This window comes from Curtobacterium sp. VKM Ac-2889, assembly GCF_015350855.1.
Taxonomy (GTDB): domain Bacteria; phylum Actinomycetota; class Actinomycetes; order Actinomycetales; family Microbacteriaceae; genus Curtobacterium; species Curtobacterium poinsettiae.
Map to the genome: position 1 here is coordinate 154,285 of NZ_JADKSC010000003.1, position 17,323 is coordinate 171,607.

At 73.6% G+C, this 17,323-nt stretch carries 16 protein-coding genes; 5 read left to right on the forward strand and 11 right to left on the reverse strand.

Features of this window, described 5'->3' with window-relative positions:
- Positions 1-77: 77 nt before the first annotated feature.
- A complete protein-coding gene (locus ITJ50_RS10955; protein WP_017888170.1) occupies positions 78-776 on the reverse strand; it encodes a FadR/GntR family transcriptional regulator in 699 nt (232 codons plus the stop codon).
- 206 nt (positions 777-982) lie between these two features.
- On the opposite strand from ITJ50_RS10955, the gene ITJ50_RS10960 reads away from it, so the two are divergent.
- Entirely contained in the window at positions 983-2,551 is a 1,569-nt protein-coding gene (locus ITJ50_RS10960; protein ID WP_159557971.1) for a GntP family permease, read from the forward strand.
- A complete protein-coding gene (locus ITJ50_RS10965; RefSeq protein WP_194590496.1) occupies positions 2,548-3,120 on the forward strand; it encodes a gluconokinase in 573 nt (190 codons plus the stop codon). Before ITJ50_RS10960 ends, ITJ50_RS10965 begins: the two co-directional genes overlap by 4 nt.
- A gap of 17 nt (positions 3,121-3,137) precedes the next feature.
- On the opposite strand, the gene ITJ50_RS10970 is transcribed toward ITJ50_RS10965, so the two are convergent.
- From ITJ50_RS10970 to ITJ50_RS10980, 3 genes are read right to left on the reverse strand one after another with little or no spacing between them, the layout of a single operon-like run.
- Entirely contained in the window at positions 3,138-4,055 is a 918-nt protein-coding gene (locus ITJ50_RS10970) for a L,D-transpeptidase (RefSeq protein WP_194590497.1), read from the reverse strand.
- Between the two features lie 43 nt (positions 4,056-4,098).
- Positions 4,099-5,772: an ABC-F family ATP-binding cassette domain-containing protein gene (locus ITJ50_RS10975; protein ID WP_194590498.1), complete on the reverse strand. Its 1,674-nt coding sequence runs from the start codon at positions 5,770-5,772 to the stop codon at positions 4,099-4,101.
- Positions 5,773-5,815: 43 nt separating this feature from the next.
- Positions 5,816-6,115 (reverse strand): hypothetical protein, encoded by a 300-nt coding sequence (locus ITJ50_RS10980; protein WP_071250963.1) that lies wholly within the window; start codon positions 6,113-6,115, stop codon positions 5,816-5,818.
- 37 nt (positions 6,116-6,152) lie between these two features.
- Between ITJ50_RS10980 and ITJ50_RS10985 the strand changes: the two genes are divergently transcribed.
- On the forward strand, positions 6,153-7,598 hold the full coding sequence (locus ITJ50_RS10985) for an amidase (RefSeq protein ID WP_194590499.1): 1,446 nt from the start codon (positions 6,153-6,155) through the stop codon (positions 7,596-7,598).
- Positions 7,599-8,218: 620 nt separating this feature from the next.
- Here the strand turns inward: ITJ50_RS10985 and ITJ50_RS10990 are convergent.
- The 6 genes from ITJ50_RS10990 to ITJ50_RS11015 form a co-directional block, all read right to left on the reverse strand.
- Positions 8,219-9,004 carry an ABC transporter ATP-binding protein gene (locus ITJ50_RS10990; RefSeq protein ID WP_017885783.1) on the reverse strand — a complete coding sequence of 262 codons (786 nt, stop codon included), beginning with the start codon at positions 9,002-9,004 and terminating at the stop codon, positions 8,219-8,221.
- Positions 9,001-9,831 (reverse strand): ABC transporter ATP-binding protein, encoded by an 831-nt coding sequence (locus ITJ50_RS10995; protein WP_194590500.1) that lies wholly within the window; start codon positions 9,829-9,831, stop codon positions 9,001-9,003. The genes ITJ50_RS10990 and ITJ50_RS10995 overlap by 4 nt, the downstream gene beginning before the upstream one ends.
- Positions 9,828-10,712, reverse strand: a complete 885-nt coding sequence (locus tag ITJ50_RS11000; protein WP_194590501.1) for an ABC transporter permease — start codon at positions 10,710-10,712, stop codon at positions 9,828-9,830. The genes ITJ50_RS10995 and ITJ50_RS11000 overlap by 4 nt, the downstream gene beginning before the upstream one ends.
- Positions 10,709-11,662 carry an ABC transporter permease gene (locus ITJ50_RS11005; protein ID WP_017885780.1) on the reverse strand — a complete coding sequence of 318 codons (954 nt, stop codon included), beginning with the start codon at positions 11,660-11,662 and terminating at the stop codon, positions 10,709-10,711. Before ITJ50_RS11005 ends, ITJ50_RS11000 begins: the two co-directional genes overlap by 4 nt.
- Before the next feature lie 70 nt (positions 11,663-11,732).
- Positions 11,733-13,277 (reverse strand): ABC transporter substrate-binding protein, encoded by a 1,545-nt coding sequence (locus ITJ50_RS11010; protein WP_194590502.1) that lies wholly within the window; start codon positions 13,275-13,277, stop codon positions 11,733-11,735.
- A 58-nt stretch (positions 13,278-13,335) separates the two neighbouring features.
- Complete coding sequence (locus ITJ50_RS11015) at positions 13,336-14,283, reverse strand: alpha/beta fold hydrolase (RefSeq protein ID WP_194590503.1); 948 nt, start codon at positions 14,281-14,283, stop codon at positions 13,336-13,338.
- Positions 14,284-14,349: 66 nt separating this feature from the next.
- On the opposite strand from ITJ50_RS11015, the gene ITJ50_RS11020 reads away from it, so the two are divergent.
- Both ITJ50_RS11020 and ITJ50_RS11025 read left to right on the forward strand, forming a co-directional pair.
- The gene (locus ITJ50_RS11020) at positions 14,350-15,252 is read left to right on the forward strand and encodes a siderophore-interacting protein (RefSeq protein ID WP_323749904.1); all 903 of its coding nucleotides are present in this window, start codon (positions 14,350-14,352) and stop codon (positions 15,250-15,252) included.
- The gene (locus ITJ50_RS11025) at positions 15,252-16,070 is read left to right on the forward strand and encodes an ABC transporter ATP-binding protein (RefSeq protein WP_194590504.1); all 819 of its coding nucleotides are present in this window, start codon (positions 15,252-15,254) and stop codon (positions 16,068-16,070) included. The genes ITJ50_RS11020 and ITJ50_RS11025 overlap by 1 nt, the downstream gene beginning before the upstream one ends.
- An 896-nt stretch (positions 16,071-16,966) precedes the next feature.
- Here the strand turns inward: ITJ50_RS11025 and ITJ50_RS11030 are convergent.
- Positions 16,967-17,323: a hypothetical protein gene (locus ITJ50_RS11030; protein WP_017885775.1), complete on the reverse strand. Its 357-nt coding sequence runs from the start codon at positions 17,321-17,323 to the stop codon at positions 16,967-16,969.

Here is a 17,323-nt window from a genome sequence, read left to right on the forward strand (position 1 = left end):
CTCGCCACGTGGCCGCAGGGCGGACGGGAGGCCCGTGGCGGGCCCGGCACGCGCCTCCAGGCCGTCGCCCGGTCCCGTCAGCCCGCCGCAGCCTCGGTGATGAACTCGTCGCGCGTCACGCGCAGCAGCGCGGTCGCCGCCGCCGCAGCGGCGTCGGCATCGCCGTCGACCGCTGCGCGACCGACCGCCTGGTGCCGGAGCGCCGCTTCGCGCGTCCAGCGCGTGATCGGGTCGCGCGACTCCGACGTCCGGGTGCGCAGGAGCGCCTCGACTGTGCCGGCGAAGTGCGCGAACACGGCGTTCCCCGACCCGGTGAGCAGTGCACGGTGGAAGCGGACGTCGGCCTCCAGGTAGGCGCGGCTGTCCTCGCGCCCGCAGGCGTCGAGCATGTCCTCGGCGGCGGCGAGCACGGCGGAGGCGCCGTCGGTGCCAGCAGTCAGGGACGCCGCGACCGGTTCGACCCCGAGCCGGAGTTCGACCAGCTCGCGCTGCTGCACGAAGTACGCCGGTGACGTGCCCCGCCACCGGATGACGGTCGGGGCGAGCAGTTCCCAGGCGGTGATGTCGCGGACGAGCGTGCCGACGCGCTGCCGGGGCTCGACCAGGCCGAGCGACTGCAGCACGCGCAGGGCCTCGCGGACGACGGAGCGGGACACCCCGAACTCGTCGGCGACCACGTCGGGCCGGACGACGGAACCCGTGGCCAGGTCGCCGTCGACGATCCGCTGGCCGAGCGTGTCGAGCACCTGGGCGTGCAGTCCGCGTGCCGTGGGCATCGTTCCTCCGTGCAGTACGGGTCACGCGGTCGCCGTGACACCGATCCCATCGAAGCGGCAGACTCCGGGGACGGGCGGTTGGCGCGCGGGACGACGTCGTATAGTCTGATTAATCAGATTATTGAGGGTCGGCGTTCGTCGCGCCAGTCCACCCTCGACACGAAGGCGACGGAGCCGCGCAGCAGCGACTCCAGGAAGGGGCGCTGATGCCTCACGCTCTCCCGGACCACCTGCTCGCCGCAGGTGGCACCACCGAGACGGTCGACCCGTCCGGTTCGATCCCACAGCTGATCATCGCGGCACTCGTCGGCATCGTGGTGATCATCGCGCTCATCACCTGGCTCAAGGTGCACCCGTTCATCGCGCTCACGATCGGTGCGCTCGGCGTCGGCATCGGTGCAGGGCTCGCTCCGGACAAGGCGGTCACCAGCTTCGGCGACGGCTTCGGCGCGACCATGACGAGCGTCGGCATCCTGGTCGGACTCGGGGCGATGTTCGGCAAGATGCTCGTCGACTCCGGCGCAGCGGACCGCGTCGTGGACACCCTGGTGCGGAAGTCGTCGAAGGCGGCGCTGCCGTGGACGATGGCCCTGATCGGGGCGCTCATCGGGCTCCCGATGTTCTTCGAGGTCGGCCTCGTCCTGCTCATCCCGATCATCGTGCTCGTCGCCAAGCGCAGCGAGGTGCCGATCATGAAGATCGCCGTCCCCGCCCTGGTCGGCCTGTCCACGATGCACGCGTTCGTCCCGCCGCACCCCGGCCCGCTCGTCGCGATCTCCACCGTCGGCGCGAACCTCGGCACCACGCTCGCCTTCGGCATCGTGCTGGCGATCCCGGTGATCATCCTGGCCGGGCCGCTCTTCGCCCGCTTCGCGGCCCGCTGGGTCGACATCCCCGTGCCCGACATGTTCGGGTCGCGTGGGGCGGTCGCCACCGCCGGGTCGGGGTCGGGTTCCGCCTCGGGGTCGGGGTCCGGGTCCGCCGCCTTCGCCGACGACCCGGCGCACCCCGGACGGGAGGCCCGGCGCGGCCCCGCCACGCAGGACACCGCGTCCCTGCCCAACGGCAAGAGCGACTTCACGCGCGTCATCAGCGAGCCGCGCAGCCCGTCGTTCACCGTCGCGCTGATCGGCATCCTGCTGCCGGTCGTGCTCATGCTCGCCCAGGCGATCCGTGAGGCCACCGCACCGGACGCCGCTGGCTCGTGGGTGAGCCTGCTCGACTTCCTCGGCTCCCCGATGATCGCCATCGGCATCGCCGCCGTCTACGCCATGGTCTTCTTCGCGATCGGCGGCGGCATGGACCGCTCCGCGGTGTCGAAGTCGCTCGAGAGCGCGCTGCCCCCGATCGCCGGGGTGCTGCTCATCGTCGGCGCCGGCGGCGGGTTCAAGCAGGTGCTCATCGACACCGGCATCGGCGGCGTGATCGCCGACGCCGTGAAGGACTCCGGCGTCTCCGTGCTGCTCGTGGCCTGGATCGTCTCGGCCCTGGTGCGCGTCGCGACCGGTTCCGCCACGGTCGCCACCGTGACCGCCGCCGGCATCATGGCGCCCATCGCCGCCGACCTGTCGACGCCGATGACGTCGCTGCTCGTGCTCGCGATCGGTGCTGGCTCGGTGTTCCTGTCGCACGTCAACGACGCCGGGTTCTGGCTGGTGAAGGGGTACCTCGGCACCACCGTGGGGCAGACGTTCAAGACGTGGACGGTGCTCGAGTGCCTCATCTCGGTGTTCGGTCTGCTCGGGGTCCTGCTGGCCGGGGTGTTCATCCGATGAGCGGCGCAGCAGACCACGGTGCGACCGCTGCTGCCGGTGCGGCCGACGCCGGGCTCGACGCCCGCGTCCTGGTCGTGATGGGGGTCTCCGGGTCCGGCAAGTCGACCGTCGCCGCGATGGTGGCGGAGCAGGTCGGGTGGGAGTTCGCCGAGGGCGACGCGATGCACCCGCAGGCGAACGTCGACAAGATGCACGCCGGTACCCCGCTCACCGACGAGGACCGCTGGCCGTGGCTCGACGTCGTCGCCGGGTGGATCCGCGGGCATCTGGACGCCGGGACGAACGGCGTCGTGACCTGCTCGGCCCTGAAGCGCTCGTACCGCGACGTGCTGCGGGCCCCCGGGGTGGTGTTCGTGCACGTCGCCGGAGACGGCGCGCTCATCGAGGAGCGGATGGCGCAGCGCTCCGGGCACTTCATGCCGACGTCGCTGCTGCAGTCGCAGCTCGCCACGCTCGAGCCGCCGCAGCCCGACGAAGCCCACGTGACGATCGCCGCCGACCGCACCCCGGAAGAAGAGAGCGCCGAGGTCGTCGAGCGGCTCGGACTCGTCCGGATCCCGCGAGGCTGATCCGGTGGTGCCGGTGCTCAGCTGAACCGGATCGGCGTCCCGACGGGCAGTGCCGCCAGGGTGCGGGTCATCTCCGCCGAGATCCGCACGCAGCCGTGCGAGCTGCCGGTCGGGTCCGGGTAGTAGTGCAGTGCGGTCAGCGCAGCGTTGCCGCCGTAGGACGGGATCCGGGACGAGTGCGCCCCGGTCAGGATGATCGGGTTGCCCTGCGTGTACGCGACGCGGGTGTCGACGTACGCCGCCTCGACGTAGGTGGCGGTGTCGGCCGGTGTGGGGTCCTCCGGTGTGCCGAGCCGGGCCGCCTCGGTCGCGGTGACCTTGCCCGACCGGGTGACGACGGACACGGTGCTGGCGGCGACGTCGACCGTGATCATCCGGTCGGTGCGCACCACCGTGAAGTCGGCGGCCCGGGCCCAGGCGAACGTCGCGCTCGGGGCGTCCGGGTCGCCGCCGTCACCGGGGGTGCGGTTGCGGGACGGCGTCGACACCAGGAGCATCCCGCCGTCCTTGCCGGGGGAGCGACCCCAGACCGCCGTCGCAGCGGGCCGGTTGATCGTCGACACCAGGTGGGACAGGGTCGCCACCGGCCGGGCGCGGCTCGACGGGCTCGCGTACAGGGCGACGAGCGGCGTGCGCGGGGTCGCGATCTGCCAGGTGTCCTCCGGCTCCACGTCCGAACCGTCGAGCAACTGCGGGACGACCGCGTCGTGGAACGCCAGCGGCAGCGCGGCCAGGGTCGCGTCGGACGGTGCGGCGGGGACGGCCGCGAGCGTCGGCGTCCGCGTGGCGCTCGGGGTCGGTGTCGTCGTCGCCCGTGCCGCGCGGGTCGACTCCGGCTCGGGCTCGGGCGACCCGACGCTCACCCCCACCACGACGGCGGCGACGGCGAGCACCACCACCCCGGCGGTCGTCGCGATCCAGGTGTTGCGTCGCATGGTGGGTCCCCCTCGGTCGATCCGTCAGCGTTCGGTGGATCCGTCAGCGTTCGGTGACGGTGCCGCCCTCGACCCGCCACTGCCGGTCGAGTCGGACGGTCTCCAGCATGCGCCGGTCGTGTGTGACGAGCAGCAGGGTCCCGTCGTAGGACTCCAGTGCCTGCTCGAGCTGCTCGATCGCAGTGAGGTCCAGGTGGTTGGTCGGCTCGTCGAGCACGAGCACGTTCACCCCGCGGGCCTGCAGCAGTGCGAGCCCGGCCCGGGTGCGCTCGCCGGGGGAGAGGGCCGAGGCCGGTCGGCCGACGTGGTCCGCCTTGAGCCCGAACTTCGCGAGCAGCGTCCGGACGTCGGCCGTCGTGTACTCGGGGACGATCGCCTCGAACGCCGCCGCCAGGGGCCGGTCGCCGGTGAACGCCGCACGCGCCTGGTCGACCTCGCCGACCGCGACGCTCGAGCCGAGCGAGGCCGTGCCCGTCGTCGGCGCCTGCCTGCCGAGCAGCGCCCGGAGCAGGGTGGACTTGCCGGCGCCGTTCGGACCGGTGATGCCGATCCGGTCACCGCCGTCGACCTGCAGGGAGACCGGGCCGAGGGTGAAGTCGCCCTGGGTGAACGTGGCGTTCGACAGCGTCGCCACGACGGCCGACGACCGGGGTGCGCTGCCGATCGTGAACTCGAGCTGCCACTCCTTTCGCGGCTCCTCGACCTCGTCGAGCCGGGCGATGCGGGACTCCATCTGCCGGACCTTCTGCGCCTGCTTCTCGCTCGACTCCGAGGCGGCACGGCGGCGGATCTTGTCGTTGTCCGGGCTCTTCTTCATGGCGTTCCGGACACCCTGGCTCGACCACTCGCGCTGCGTCCGAGCCCGCGAGACCAGGTCGGCCTTCGTCGACGCGAACTCGTCGTACGCGTCCCGCTTGTGCTGCCGGGCGATCTCGCGCTCCTCGAGGAACGAGTCGTACCCGCCACCGAACAGCCGGTTCGACGACTGCGCCAGGTCGAGCTCGAGCACCGAGGTCACCGAGCGCGCCAGGAACTCACGGTCGTGGCTGACGAGCACCACCCCGCCGCGCAGCCCGCGCACGAACGCCTCGAGTCGGTCGAGGCCGTCCAGGTCGAGGTCGTTGGTCGGCTCGTCGAGCAGGACGATGTCGAACCGTGACAGCAGCAGCGCGGCGAGCCCGACGCGGGCGACCTGCCCACCGGACAGCGCGGTCATCAGGGAGTCCGGGCCGACGCCGTCCGCAGCGGAGTCGCCGGTACCGGGCTCGAGGCCGAGGTCGGCGAGCACCGCCGGGATCCGGTCCTCCAGGTCGGCGGCCCCCGCGGCGAGCCAGCGGTCGAGCGCCGCCGAGTACCGGTCGGCCGCTGCGTCGCCGGCGTCGGGGTCCCCGAGGGCCGCCGCCGCTGCGTCCATCGTCACCGTCGCCTCGGTGCAGCCGGTCCGGCGCCCGAGGTACGCCGCGACGGTCTCGCCCGCGATGCGCTCGTGCTCCTGGGGGAGCCACCCCACGAACGCGTCCGTCGGCGCCAGGGAGACCGTGCCGGCCAGCGGCTCGTCGACCCCGGCCAGCAGCCGGAGCAGCGTGGACTTGCCGGCACCGTTCACGCCGACGACCCCGATCACGTCGCCCGGCGCCACCGTCAGGTCGAGGGAGTCGAACAGCGTGCGAGCGGCGTACCCGCCGGACAGGCCCTTGGCGACGAGCGTGGCGGTCATGCGCCCATCGTGCCACGCGGGAGCGGCACCACCGGCGCGACCCTCAGCCCCGCGGCGTCAACCGGCCCGCACCGATCGGCAGCAGCCCGCCCCGGTACTCGAGCGCGTTCGAACCACCCACCGGCACCGAAGCCGCCCCGAACCGCCACGCGCGGTTGAACAGGTACACGCCGATCACCGTGTCGCCGTCGTCCGGCACCGCCCACGTGCCGGTGCCCCACTGCGCCGGGTGCCCCACCCCGTCGACGGTGACGGTCGGCCGGGCGAACCAGACGAACAGGGGCTTCACGAGCCGCAGTTCGATCCGGCGCTTCGTCGTGCCGGAGGGGAGAGTCGTGTCCACCGTCGAAGGATACGGGCCGCCGCCTAGGCTCGGAGCCGTGTTCGAACTCCACCACCTCTCCGCACAGGAACTCTGGGACTGGATCCGTCGAGGGGAGGCGACCGCCCTCGAGGTCACCGAGCACTACCTGGCCCGCGTGGAACGCCTGGACGCCGGACTCGGCGCCTTCGTGACGGTCACCGCGGACGCGGCCCGGGCCCGAGCCGACCGCCTCGGTCACCTGGTGCCGACGTCGAGACCGCTGTGGGGCCTCCCGTCCGCCGACAAGGACCTGTACGACCGTGCCGGCGTGCCCACGCGGAACGGCACCGCGAGCCTGCCGGAGCGGCCCGCCGCGGCCGACCACCCGCTCGTCGCCGCGCTCGACGCGGCGGGCACGGTCAGCCTCGGGAAGACGGCGTCACCGGAGTTCGGTATGTCCTCGTCGTCCGAGACCCGGCTCGGCGTGACCCGGAACCCCTACGACACCACGCGGGCGCCGGGCGGGTCGTCGAGCGGTGCGGCCGTCGCCGTCGCCGCCGGGCTGCTGCCGGCCGCGATCGGTTCGGACGGCGGCGGGTCGGTGCGGATCCCCGCGGCGGCGACCGGACTCGTCGGGCTGAAGCCGAGCCGCGGTCGTGTGCCGTCCATGCCCGGCCGCTCCGGCGTCGGCGGCCTGTCGGTCGCCGGACCGCTCACCCGCTCCGTCGCCGACGCGGGCATGCTCCTCGACGCGCTGGTCGCGCCGACCGGGCTGCCGGAGCCGTCGCCGTACGCCCTCGTCACCCCCGACGTCGGCGAGGGGCCGTTCACCGCGGCCGCCGTCCGCGGCGAGGGCCGGTTCGTCGTCGGGGTGCTCGACGGTTCGCCGTGGGACGACACCGTCGACGTGGTCGTCGATCCCGCTGCCCGTGCCGCCGTGGAGACGGCCGTGCGGGTGCTCGGCGAGGTCGGGCACGGCGTCGAGGACGTCCGGATGCCCCGCGTGCCCTACGCCGACGCGTTCCGGGTGGCGTGGGAGAGCTCGGCTGCCCGCCTGCCGCTGGTGCCCGGAATCGACCTGTCGGCGCTGACCCCGCTCGTGGGTTGGCTCGTGGCGCGTGGGCAGGCACTGTCCGCCACGCAGGTCCTCGACGCGATGACGACGCTCGACACCTTCTCGACGACGCTCATCGGCGCGTTCGACCGGTTCGACGCGGTGCTCACGCCGACCCTCGCGATGACGCCGCGGCCCCTCGGCTGGTACGGCGACGACCCGGACGAGGACTTCCGCCGCCAGTGCGCCTACTCGCCGTGGACGTCGATGGCGAACGTGTCCGGGCTCCCCGCGATCACGTTGCCGGTCGGCGTGACCGACGACGACCACCCCGACGGGGGCGGGCTGCCGATGGGCGTGCAGCTGATCGGACGCCCCGGCGGCGAGCGCGTCCTGCTCGCGATCGGCGCGCAGCTCGAGCGCCGGTTGCGCTGGCAGCGGCGGCACCCGGCTGCCTGGACCGCCTGACGCCAGGTCCGGGCGGCTCCGGGAGCGCGCGGGGCGCGGGGCGCGGGGCGCACCGTGCGGCGTTGTCAGGCTGGTGCGGCGTTGCACGCTCGGTGCGGCCTTGTAGGCCGGCCGCGTGCGGGCAAGCCCGCCCGGGTTGGCGGGGAGTGCACGGTGCGGTTTCGTGCATGTGGTGCGGTGTTGCACGCTCGGTGCGGCCTTGTAGGCCGGCTCCGTGCGGGCAAGCTCGCACGGGTTGGCGGGGCGTGCACGGTGCGGTGGACTCGTGTGCGTCTGGTCGGGAGGCGCGGGCCGGTCCGGTGCCGTGCCTCCTGGCTGGCGCACGGTGCGGTTCGTGCATGTGGTGCGGTGTTGCACGCTCGGTGCGGCCTTGCGGGCCGGCTCCGTGTGGGCAAGCCCGCACGGAATGGGGGGCGTGCGCGGTGCGGTGGACTCGTGTGCGTCTGGTCGGGAGGCGCGGGCCGGTCCGGTGCCGTGCCTCCTGGCTGGCGCACGGTGCGGTTCGTGCACGTGGTGCGGCGTTGCTTGTTCGGTGCGGCCTTGTAGGCCGGCTCCGTGCGGGCAAGCCCGCACGGAGTGGCGGGGCACGCACGGTGCGCCGCCCGCCCGGCGCCGCCCGCCTACGGCAGCGTCGGTGCCGCCGCCACCAACGCCCGCGTCACCGGGTGCTGCGGCGCATCGAGGAGCGAAACCGGCCCGTGCTCGACGACCCTGCCGTGGGACATCACCGCGACCGTGTCGCACAGCCGCTGCACGACGCCGATGTCGTGCGACACCAGCACGAGCGTCAGCCCGAGGTCGTCGGCGAGCGATCGGAACAGCTCGATCACCCGGGCGCGGACCACCACGTCGAGGGCGCTCATCGGCTCGTCGCCGAACAGGATCCGGGGCGAGTGCACCACGGCCCGGGCGATCGCGATCCGCTGCCGCTGCCCGCCGGAGAACTCGTGTGGGTACCGGTCGACCGTGTCCGCGGGCAGGTCGACGCGCTCCAGCACGGCACGCACGAGCTCGTCGTGCGACCCCGGGACCTGCAGTGCCCGCAGCGGCTCGGCGACGATCGCACCGACGCGCATCCGCGGGTCGAGGGACGCGTACGGGTCCTGGAACACCACGCCGGTCTCGCGACGGAACCAGCGCAAGGCGCGCGCGGACCGGGACGCGACCACCGGACGACCGGAGGCGGCGACGGTGCCGGCGGAAGGGCCCTCCAGGCCGGCGAGCAGCCGGACCAGCGTGGACTTGCCGGACCCCGATTCGCCGACGATGCCGAGCCGTGCGCCGGGGGCGACCGTCAGGTCGACACCGTCGACGGCGGTGCGGACCGGACCGGGTTCGAACGGGCCGCGGCGGGGGAGGCGGTAGGTGCGGTGGAGACCGGTGGCCTCCAGGGCCGGGAGGGTCACGGGGCGGTCCTCCTGGCGGTGGCACGTGCGGCGTCGACGAGCGCGGCGGTGGCGGGGTGCTGCGGCGCGGCGAGCAGGTCCGCGACCCGGCCCTGCTCGACCACCCGGCCGGCGTCGAGCACCACGGCGGTGTCGGCGATGCGCGCGAGCACGGCGAGGTCGTGGGTGACGAACACCATGCCCGCGGGCAGGTGCTCGAACAGGTCGAGGATGCGTGCCTCGGTCGTGACGTCGAGCGCCGTGGTCGGTTCGTCGGCCACCAGGTACGACGGCTCGCCCGCCATCGCCATCGCGATGGAGATCCGCTGCCGCTGCCCGCCGGACAGCTGGTGCGGGTACTGCCGCAGCAGCGATTCCGGGTCGGGCAGGCCCACGGACGCCGCCAGGTCGACGGCCGCCGCGCGGGCCGCGCGACGGTCGAGCCCGCGGTGCAGGCGCAGCGGCTCGGCGATCTGCGCGCCGACCCGTCGCAACGGGTCGAGCGCGGTGCCCGGCTCCTGGAACACCATCGCGATGCCCGATCCGCGGTGTCGCGCGCGCTCGCGGTCGGGCAGGCCGACGAGTTCGGTGCCGTCCAGGCGGACGCTGCCGGTCACGACGGCGCCGGTGGGCGCAAGGCCCATCAGGGCGAGCGAGGTCATCGACTTGCCGGATCCGCTCGCGCCGATCACGCCGACGCGCTGGCCGGGAGGCACGGTGAAGCTGACGTCGTCGAGGATCGTCCGCCCCGTGATGCGGACCGACAACCCGCGCACCTCGAGCCCGGAGGCTGCGGTGGTCGCGTCGGTGCCGGCTGGGCCGGATCCGGCGCGTGCGTCGGCGGTCATGCGGTCACCCCCGGGGTGGTCGTCGCCGGATCGCTGCGACGGCCGTCGGTGCTGCGGTCGCTCGTCGTCAGCCGCGGGTCGGAGGCGTCGCGCACCGCGTCGCCGAGCAGCGAGAGTGCCGCGACGACGAGGGCGATGGCGGCGCCCGGCCAGGTCGCACTCCACGGGTGGACCCCGATGTAGGTCTGCAGGTCGGACAGCAGGCTGCCCCACGACGCGGTGTCGGACCCTGCGCCGTAGCCCAGGTAGGACAGCCCGGCCTCGGCGAGCACGGCCGTGGCCATCGCGAGCGACAGCTGCACGGTGAACAGCGGCGCCGCGTTCGGCACCAGGTGGCGGAACAGCACCCCGGCACCGCCGACGCCCGATGCCCGCGCCGCGGTGACGTAGTCGCTCCGGGCGATCCGCCGGATCTCGCCGCGGGCAACGCGGGCGATCGTGACGCCGAAGGACAGCCCGACGCTGACGATCACCACGCCGAGCGACCCGCCGAACACCGCGGTCAGGAGCATCGCGGTGAGCAGGGTCGGGAACGCCACCAGGATGTCGAGCAGGACCGCGGTGCCCTCGCGCACCCAGCGGGCGGTGAGCGAACCGATCGCGGTGAGGACGATGCCGACGACGCTCGCGATCACGCCGGAGCCGACGGCGACGAGCACGGTGGTGCGGGTGCCGGCGAGCAGGTAGCTGGCGATGTCGCGGCCGGCGGCATCGGTGCCGAACCAGTGCGCGGCGCTCGGTCCCTCCCACTGGTGGAACGGATCGGCGCGGAACGGGTCCTGCGGCGTCCAGACGAACGACACGGCGGCGAGCACGACCAGCAGGCCGAGCACGACGACGGCGAAGACCCCGGTCGGTCGGGACACCAGGCGGCGGATCATCCCTGCACCTCGCGCTGTCGGGGGTCGAGGGTGCGGTGCACGACGTCGACGGCGAACCCGACGAGCAGCACGAGCCCCGTGAGCACGAGCAGTTCGGACTGCACCTTGGTGATGTCACGGCGGCCGACGTCGGTCACGAGCATCCGACCGACCCCGGGCAGCGAGAACAGCTGTTCGACGACGACGGCCCCGACGAGGAGCCCGGCGATCTGCACCCCGAGGACGGCGAGCACCGTCAGGGCGACGCTCGGCAGCCCGTGACGGAGCAGGGCCTGCGTGCGGGTGAGGCCGATCGCGGCCGCGGTGCGCAGGTGGTCGGCGTCGAGGACGGAGAGCGTGGCGGAGCGGGTGAACCGCAGGATCACGGCCCCCTCGACAGCACCGATGGTCAGCGCGGGCAGCACGAGCGACGCGAACGCCCGCCCGGGTTCCGACCAGCCGTCGAGCGGGAAGCCCTGCGTCGGCAGCCAGTGCAGCGTCACGGCGAACAGCGCGACCAGGAGCATGCCGGCCCACACGACGGGCACGGCGGCGACGGCCTGTGCGACGAACCCGATGACGGCACCTCCCGGGCGGCGACGGAGCACCGCGGCGACGACCCCGAGCGGCACGCCGATCACCAGGGCGGTCACCAGCGACATCGCGGCGAGCGGCAGGGTGATCGCGAGCTTCTGCGCGATCTCCGGAGCGACGGCACCGTTCGTCACCAGGGAACGGCCGAGGTCGCCGCGGAACACCCCGCCGATCCAGTCGAGGTACTGCACCACGACGGGCCGGTCGAGTCCGAGCTGCTGGCGGAGCTGCTCCACCTGCGCCGGGGTCGACTGCGTGCCGGCGACGACCTGGGCGACGTCACCGGGCAGCACGCGGAGCGTGGCGAAGATGATGACGCTCGCCACGAGCAGGCCGACGACGAGCAGGAGCGCCCGCCCGATGAGGAACCGGGTCACGACACCGATGCTACGGGGATGGAGTGCGCCCCGGGCACGCGGCCGCTCCGGGGCGTGGTGTGGCTCCGCCTCACTTGACCGCGAGCTTCGACAGGTCGAGGCGCGAGTTGCCGCCGTCGACCGGGAAGCCCGTCACGCCGGAGCGCACCGCGGTGATCTCGGTCGCCGTGTAGAGCCACTCGCCGGCCGCGTCCTCGCTGACGATGCGTGCGGCCTTCCGCAGTGCCTCGGTCTTGGTGGCCTCGTCGGTCGCCGCGATCGACCGGGCGTACAGCGCCTGCACCTTCGGGTTGTCGTAGCCGAAGTAGTAGTCCGGGTTCGCCCAGTTGCCGAAGTCACGCGCCTCGACGTGGTCGACCATCGACAGGTCGAAGTCCCGCTCGCCGGACTTCGGCGCCTGGAACACCGAGGACAGCCAGGTGGCGAAGTCGACGCGCTTGACGGTCAGGGTGATCCCGACGTCGGCGAGCTGGGACTTCAGCACGTCGCCGATGGTGGTCGGGTAGATGTTCGCGTAGGTGAGCGTCAGCTTCAGGTCCTGCTGCCCGGCGGCGGCGAGGAGCTTCTTCGCGTTCGCGGGGTCGTACGCGTCGATGTCGGTCAGGTCCTCGTAGCCGGGGTCGAGCTCCGGGATCGGGCCGCCCTGCTCCACGCCGGTGCCGCCGATCGCCTTGATGAGCGCCTTCGCGTCGATCGCCTGCCGGATCGCCTGGCGCACGCGCTTGTCGGTGAAGGGTTCCTTGCGGTCGTTGAACGCCAGCGTGTACTTGTCGGTCGTCTTGCCGCTGTGCAGCGTGATGTCGCCGTTGCCCTGCAGCTGGCTCTTCAGGGTGCCGTCGACCGGGTTCAGGACGTCGAGGTCACCGTTCGCCATCGCGTTGACGGCGGTCGACGGGTCGGTGATGTACCGGAAGACGATCTTCGCGACCTTCGCCTTCGTGCCCCAGTAGTCCTCGTTGCGGTCGAAGGTGAGCGAGTCGCCCTGCTTCCAGTCCGCCACCTCGAACGGGCCGGTGCCGTTCGCACTGTCGGACAGGTCGTTGTCCGCGGCCTTCTCGAGCACCAGGCCGGCGCGACCGGTCAGGTTCCAGAGCAGGTCGGAGTCGGGCTTGGCGAGTTGCAGCACGACGGAGTCCGCGGACGGCGAGGTGATCGACGTGACGCCCGCGAGCTTGGCCGAGTCGACGTACGAGTCGTTCGACTTGACCTGCTCGAGCGACCACACGACGTCGGCCGCGGTGACCGGCTTGCCGTCCTGGAACGTCGTGCCGTCCCGCAGCGTGAACGTGTACGTCAGGCCGTCGTCGGACACCTGGTGCGACGAGGCCAGCACGTCGCGGACGTCGCCCTGGGCGGTCCGGCCGACGAGCCCCTGGTACACGTTGTCGATGAGCACCTGGTCGAGCGCCGCCCCGGACTGGGTGCGGATGTCGAGACTCGTCGGCTCGAGCACGAGCCCGACACGGACCGTGGCGTCCTTGCCGCCGGTGGTGTCGGACGAGCCGGAGCAGCCGGTCAGCGCGAGGGCTGCGACGACGGCGACCGCGGTGGCGGCGACGACAGCGCGCCCGGTGCGCGAGGAGCGTGCAGGACGACGGAGCAGGAGCGGACTCATGGGGTGGTGGGTTCCTTCCGGGCGCGAGGGCGGGATCGGGCCTCGCGCTCGCACGAGGCTACCGGCGGCCGGGGCCGTCCGGCGACGGTTCTTCGATCGGGTGCAACAATCCGTGCCGCCCCGCCCATGCCCGGATCGCCGACGCCAGTTCGAGGGGCGCCTGGTTCTGCACCGCGTGCCGCGAGGTCACCGTCACGATCTCGGCGTCCGGCAGACGCTCGGCGAACCCGGCGTGCAGCTTCGGGGAGACGTACCCGCGATCACCACGGACGAGCAGGATCGGCACGCGCAGGGCCTCGAGGTCCGGCCACGCGTCGGCGAAGCGCCCCACCGACGACGTCCGGCCGGCGGGCAGGTGCGGGAAGTGGTGCCGGCGGACGAGCCGTCCGTCCGCACCGAGGGCCGTCGTGTGCCGGGCCTCGCGCAGCAGCACCTGCCGGTCGTCGCCGACCCGCGCCTCGATCGCCCGGTCGACGACCTGCTCGAGGGACTCGAACGGCTCCTCGGCCTCGAGCGCACGGGCGATCCGGTCGACCGCACGCTGCGCGAAGTCCGGCGACATGTCCACGAGCACGAGTCCGGTGACCCGCTCCGGCGCGGTGGCCGCGAGCCGAGCGGACAGGATGGCGCCGAGCGAGTGCCCGACGACGACCCCCGGCGGCACCGCGAGCGCGTCGAGCGCGGCGAGCACGCTCGGCGCGGTCGCGGCGGCCGCGTAGTCCGCGTCCTCCCGCCACGACGACCGACCGTGGCCGGGCAGGTCGAGGGCGACCGCCGGCTCGCCCACGGCGAGTGCCGTGGTGTCGAAGCTGTGGGCGTCGATGCCGAGCCCGTGCAGGTAGGTGATCCGCGCCTCCTGGCCGACGTCGCCCCACCGGATCGCGGAGATCTCCTGCCCGTCCGCGGTGCGGACCACCTGCCTGGAGGCGCGGAGCGGCGTGGTCACGCCGCTCGCGCTGGCGAGGGCGGGCAGGTCGGCGAATTCGTCGTCGGGGGCATCGGACACGGGGACGATCCTCGCACCGTTCCGGGGGCCTGGAGACGTTAGGTAAGGCATGCCATACTCGGTTCCGTGGCAACCCGGTATCGCGTCTTCTCCGTCCGTGTGGCCGCCGTGACGTCGCTCACCCCGAACTTCGTCCGGGTGACACTGACGGGCGACGCGCTCGCCGACTTCTCCTCGGTCGGTCTCGACCAGCGGATCAAGATCGTGCTGCCCCTGCCCGGCATCGGCTTCTCCGAACTGCCCGAGGACCAGGACTGGTACGCCGCCTGGCGCGCGCTGCCGGACGAGACCCGGAACCCGCTCCGCACGTACACGGTCCGTTCGTTCCGGCCGGACGCCCGCGAGCTCGACATCGACTTCGTCGCGCACGGCGACACCGGTCCGGCGTCGCGCTGGGTGTCGGCGTGCCGCGTCGGTGACGAGCTGCGCATCGTCGGGCCGCGGGTGCCCGAGTCGCCGGAGGACCTGCCGACCGGTGCCGCCGAGTTCGCTCCCGGACACGCGAACCGGATCCTGCTCGCCGGGGACGAGACCGCCGCACCCGCGATCTGCGCCATCCTCGAAGCCCTCGACGTCTCGACCGTCGGCCACGTCTTCATCGAGGTGCCCACCGACGCCGACCGGCTGCCCGTCAACGCGCCCGCCGGGGTCGAGGTCCGCTGGATCGCCCGGAACGGCGCCACCCACGGCGTCCGGATGACCGACCAGGTGCACGCCTGGGCCTCCACCGTCGCACCGGCCACTGCCGCCGCGTGCGAGCCGGCCGCCGAGCTCACCGACGTCGACGTCGACGAGCAGGTGCTGTGGGACGTCCCCGCCGCGGTCGACGATCGTCCCGTGTACGCGTGGATCGCTGGCGAGGCCGGCTGCGTCAAGGAACTCCGCCGCCACCTGGTGCGCGGCGTCGGCATCGACCGCAAGCAGGTCGCGTTCATGGGCTACTGGCGGCACGGCAAGGCCGAGCACTGATGCCGACCGCGGGCACCGTGCACGGCCCGGTCCCGACCACCGCGCTGGGCGCCCGCGGGCTGACCCTGGCGTACGACGACCGGGTCGTGGTGGACACGCTCGACGTCGACATCCCCGACGGTGAGCTGACGGTCATCGTCGGCCCGAACGCCTGCGGCAAGTCGACGCTGTTGAAGTCCTTCGCCCGCACCCTGAAGCCCCGTGCCGGCACGGTGTACCTCGACGGTGCGCCGATCGACTCGTACCGCCCGAAGGCCGTCGCCCGCCGGGTCGGGATGCTCCCGCAGACCCCGATCGCCCCCGACGGCATCACCGTGCGCGACCTCGTGTCCCGGGGCCGGTTCCCGCACCAGGACCTGCTGCACCCGTCGTCCGGGTCCGACCGGCAGGCCGTGCAGGCCGCACTGGAGCAGACGTCGACGGTGGAACTCGCCGACCGCAGTGTCGACGAACTCTCCGGCGGCCAGCGGCAGCGGGTGTGGATCGCGATGGTGCTCGCGCAGCAGACCGACATCGTGCTGCTCGACGAGCCGACGACGTTCCTCGACATCGCGCACCAGTACGACGTGCTCGAACTCGCCTCGACGCTGCACGCCGCCGGCCGCACGGTCGTCGCGGTGCTGCACGACCTGAACCAGGCCGCCCGCTACGCCACCCACGTCATCGCGATGCGCGACGGTGCGATCGTCGCTTCGGGGGAGCCGGCGTCGGTGCTCACCGCGGACCTCGTCGAGGACGTCTTCGGCCTGCCGTGCGTCGTCGTCCCCGACCCCGAGACCGGCACGCCGCTCGTGGTGCCCCGGCGGCCCGCGGCCTGACGCGCGGCTGCGGCGGCGGCCGGGCCGGCGGGCCGGCGGCCGGGTGGGGGCCGGGCGGCGGCCGGGGCTGGTCACGACTCGTCGTGGGCCGGCGCGCGAGTGGTCACGAACCGTCGGCTGGCGGCGCCGCAGGCGACGGTCTGCGACCGCTCGCCGCGCGCCCGACGGGGTGTTGCGACCGGCCGTGACCCTGTCCCGGCGCCGCCACGCGCCTCCAGGCCGTCGGCCGGTCGCGTTTCGTCGCCTGGCCGGCCTGCTGCCGAGTGGTCACGACTCGTCGTGGGCCGCACGTCGTGTGGTCACGAACCGTCGGCTGGCGGCGCCGCAGGCGACGGTCTGCGACCGCTCGGCGCGGGCCCGTCGGGGTGTTGCGACCCGCGCGGGTGCAGTGGGGTGGGGCGCGGTGGCCGGGAGGCCCGTGGCGGCGCCGCCACGGGCCTCCAGGCCGTCGGATGGTCGCGTTTCGTCGCCTGGCCCGCCCGCCACCGAGTGGTCGCGAATCGTCGTGGGCCGGCGCGCGAGTGGTCAGGAGCCGTCGGCTGGCGGCGCCGCAGGCGACGGTCTGCGACCGCTCGCTGCGCGCCTGGCGGGGTGGGGCGTGGCGGCCTGGAGGCTCGGGGCGGGCCCGCCACGCGCCTCCAGGCCGTCGACTGGTCGCGTTTCGTCGCCTGGCGGGCCTGCCGCCGAGTGGTCACGACACGTCGTGCGCCGGACGCCGTGTGGTCACGAACTGTCGGTTGGCGGCGCCGCAGGCAACGGTCTGCGACCGCTCGCCGCGCTCCCGGCGGGGTGTTGTGACCGACGGAGCCGCCGGCCGACACGTCCGCCGAGGTCGCACCCGCACCCGCACCCGCACCGCACCCGCACCCGCACCCGCACCGCACCCGCCGCACCCGTCAGCGGTACCCGCCGTCCTCCAGGCCGGCCTCGACCTCGAAGCGGTTCCGCAGTGGATCCCGGCCGGCGACGGCGTAGAGCAGCGGCATGAGCATGCCGTACCGCCGCCACTGCTCGACGTGCACCCGCTCGTGCCGGAGCACCCGCGGGCCGTCGTTGTCGCGGGTCAGGTACACCGAGCCGACGCAGGTGCCGCCTCGACGGAAGACCCAGCGTGGGAGCCCCGTGCAGACCACGAGCCCGTCGACCACCCGGATCCGCCCGGTCGACAGCGGGACGCCCACGGCGAGCCCGACGGCGGTCGCGAACACCCACCCCGCCCGGGAAACGGGGGAGTCGAGCAGCGGGTTGCGCAC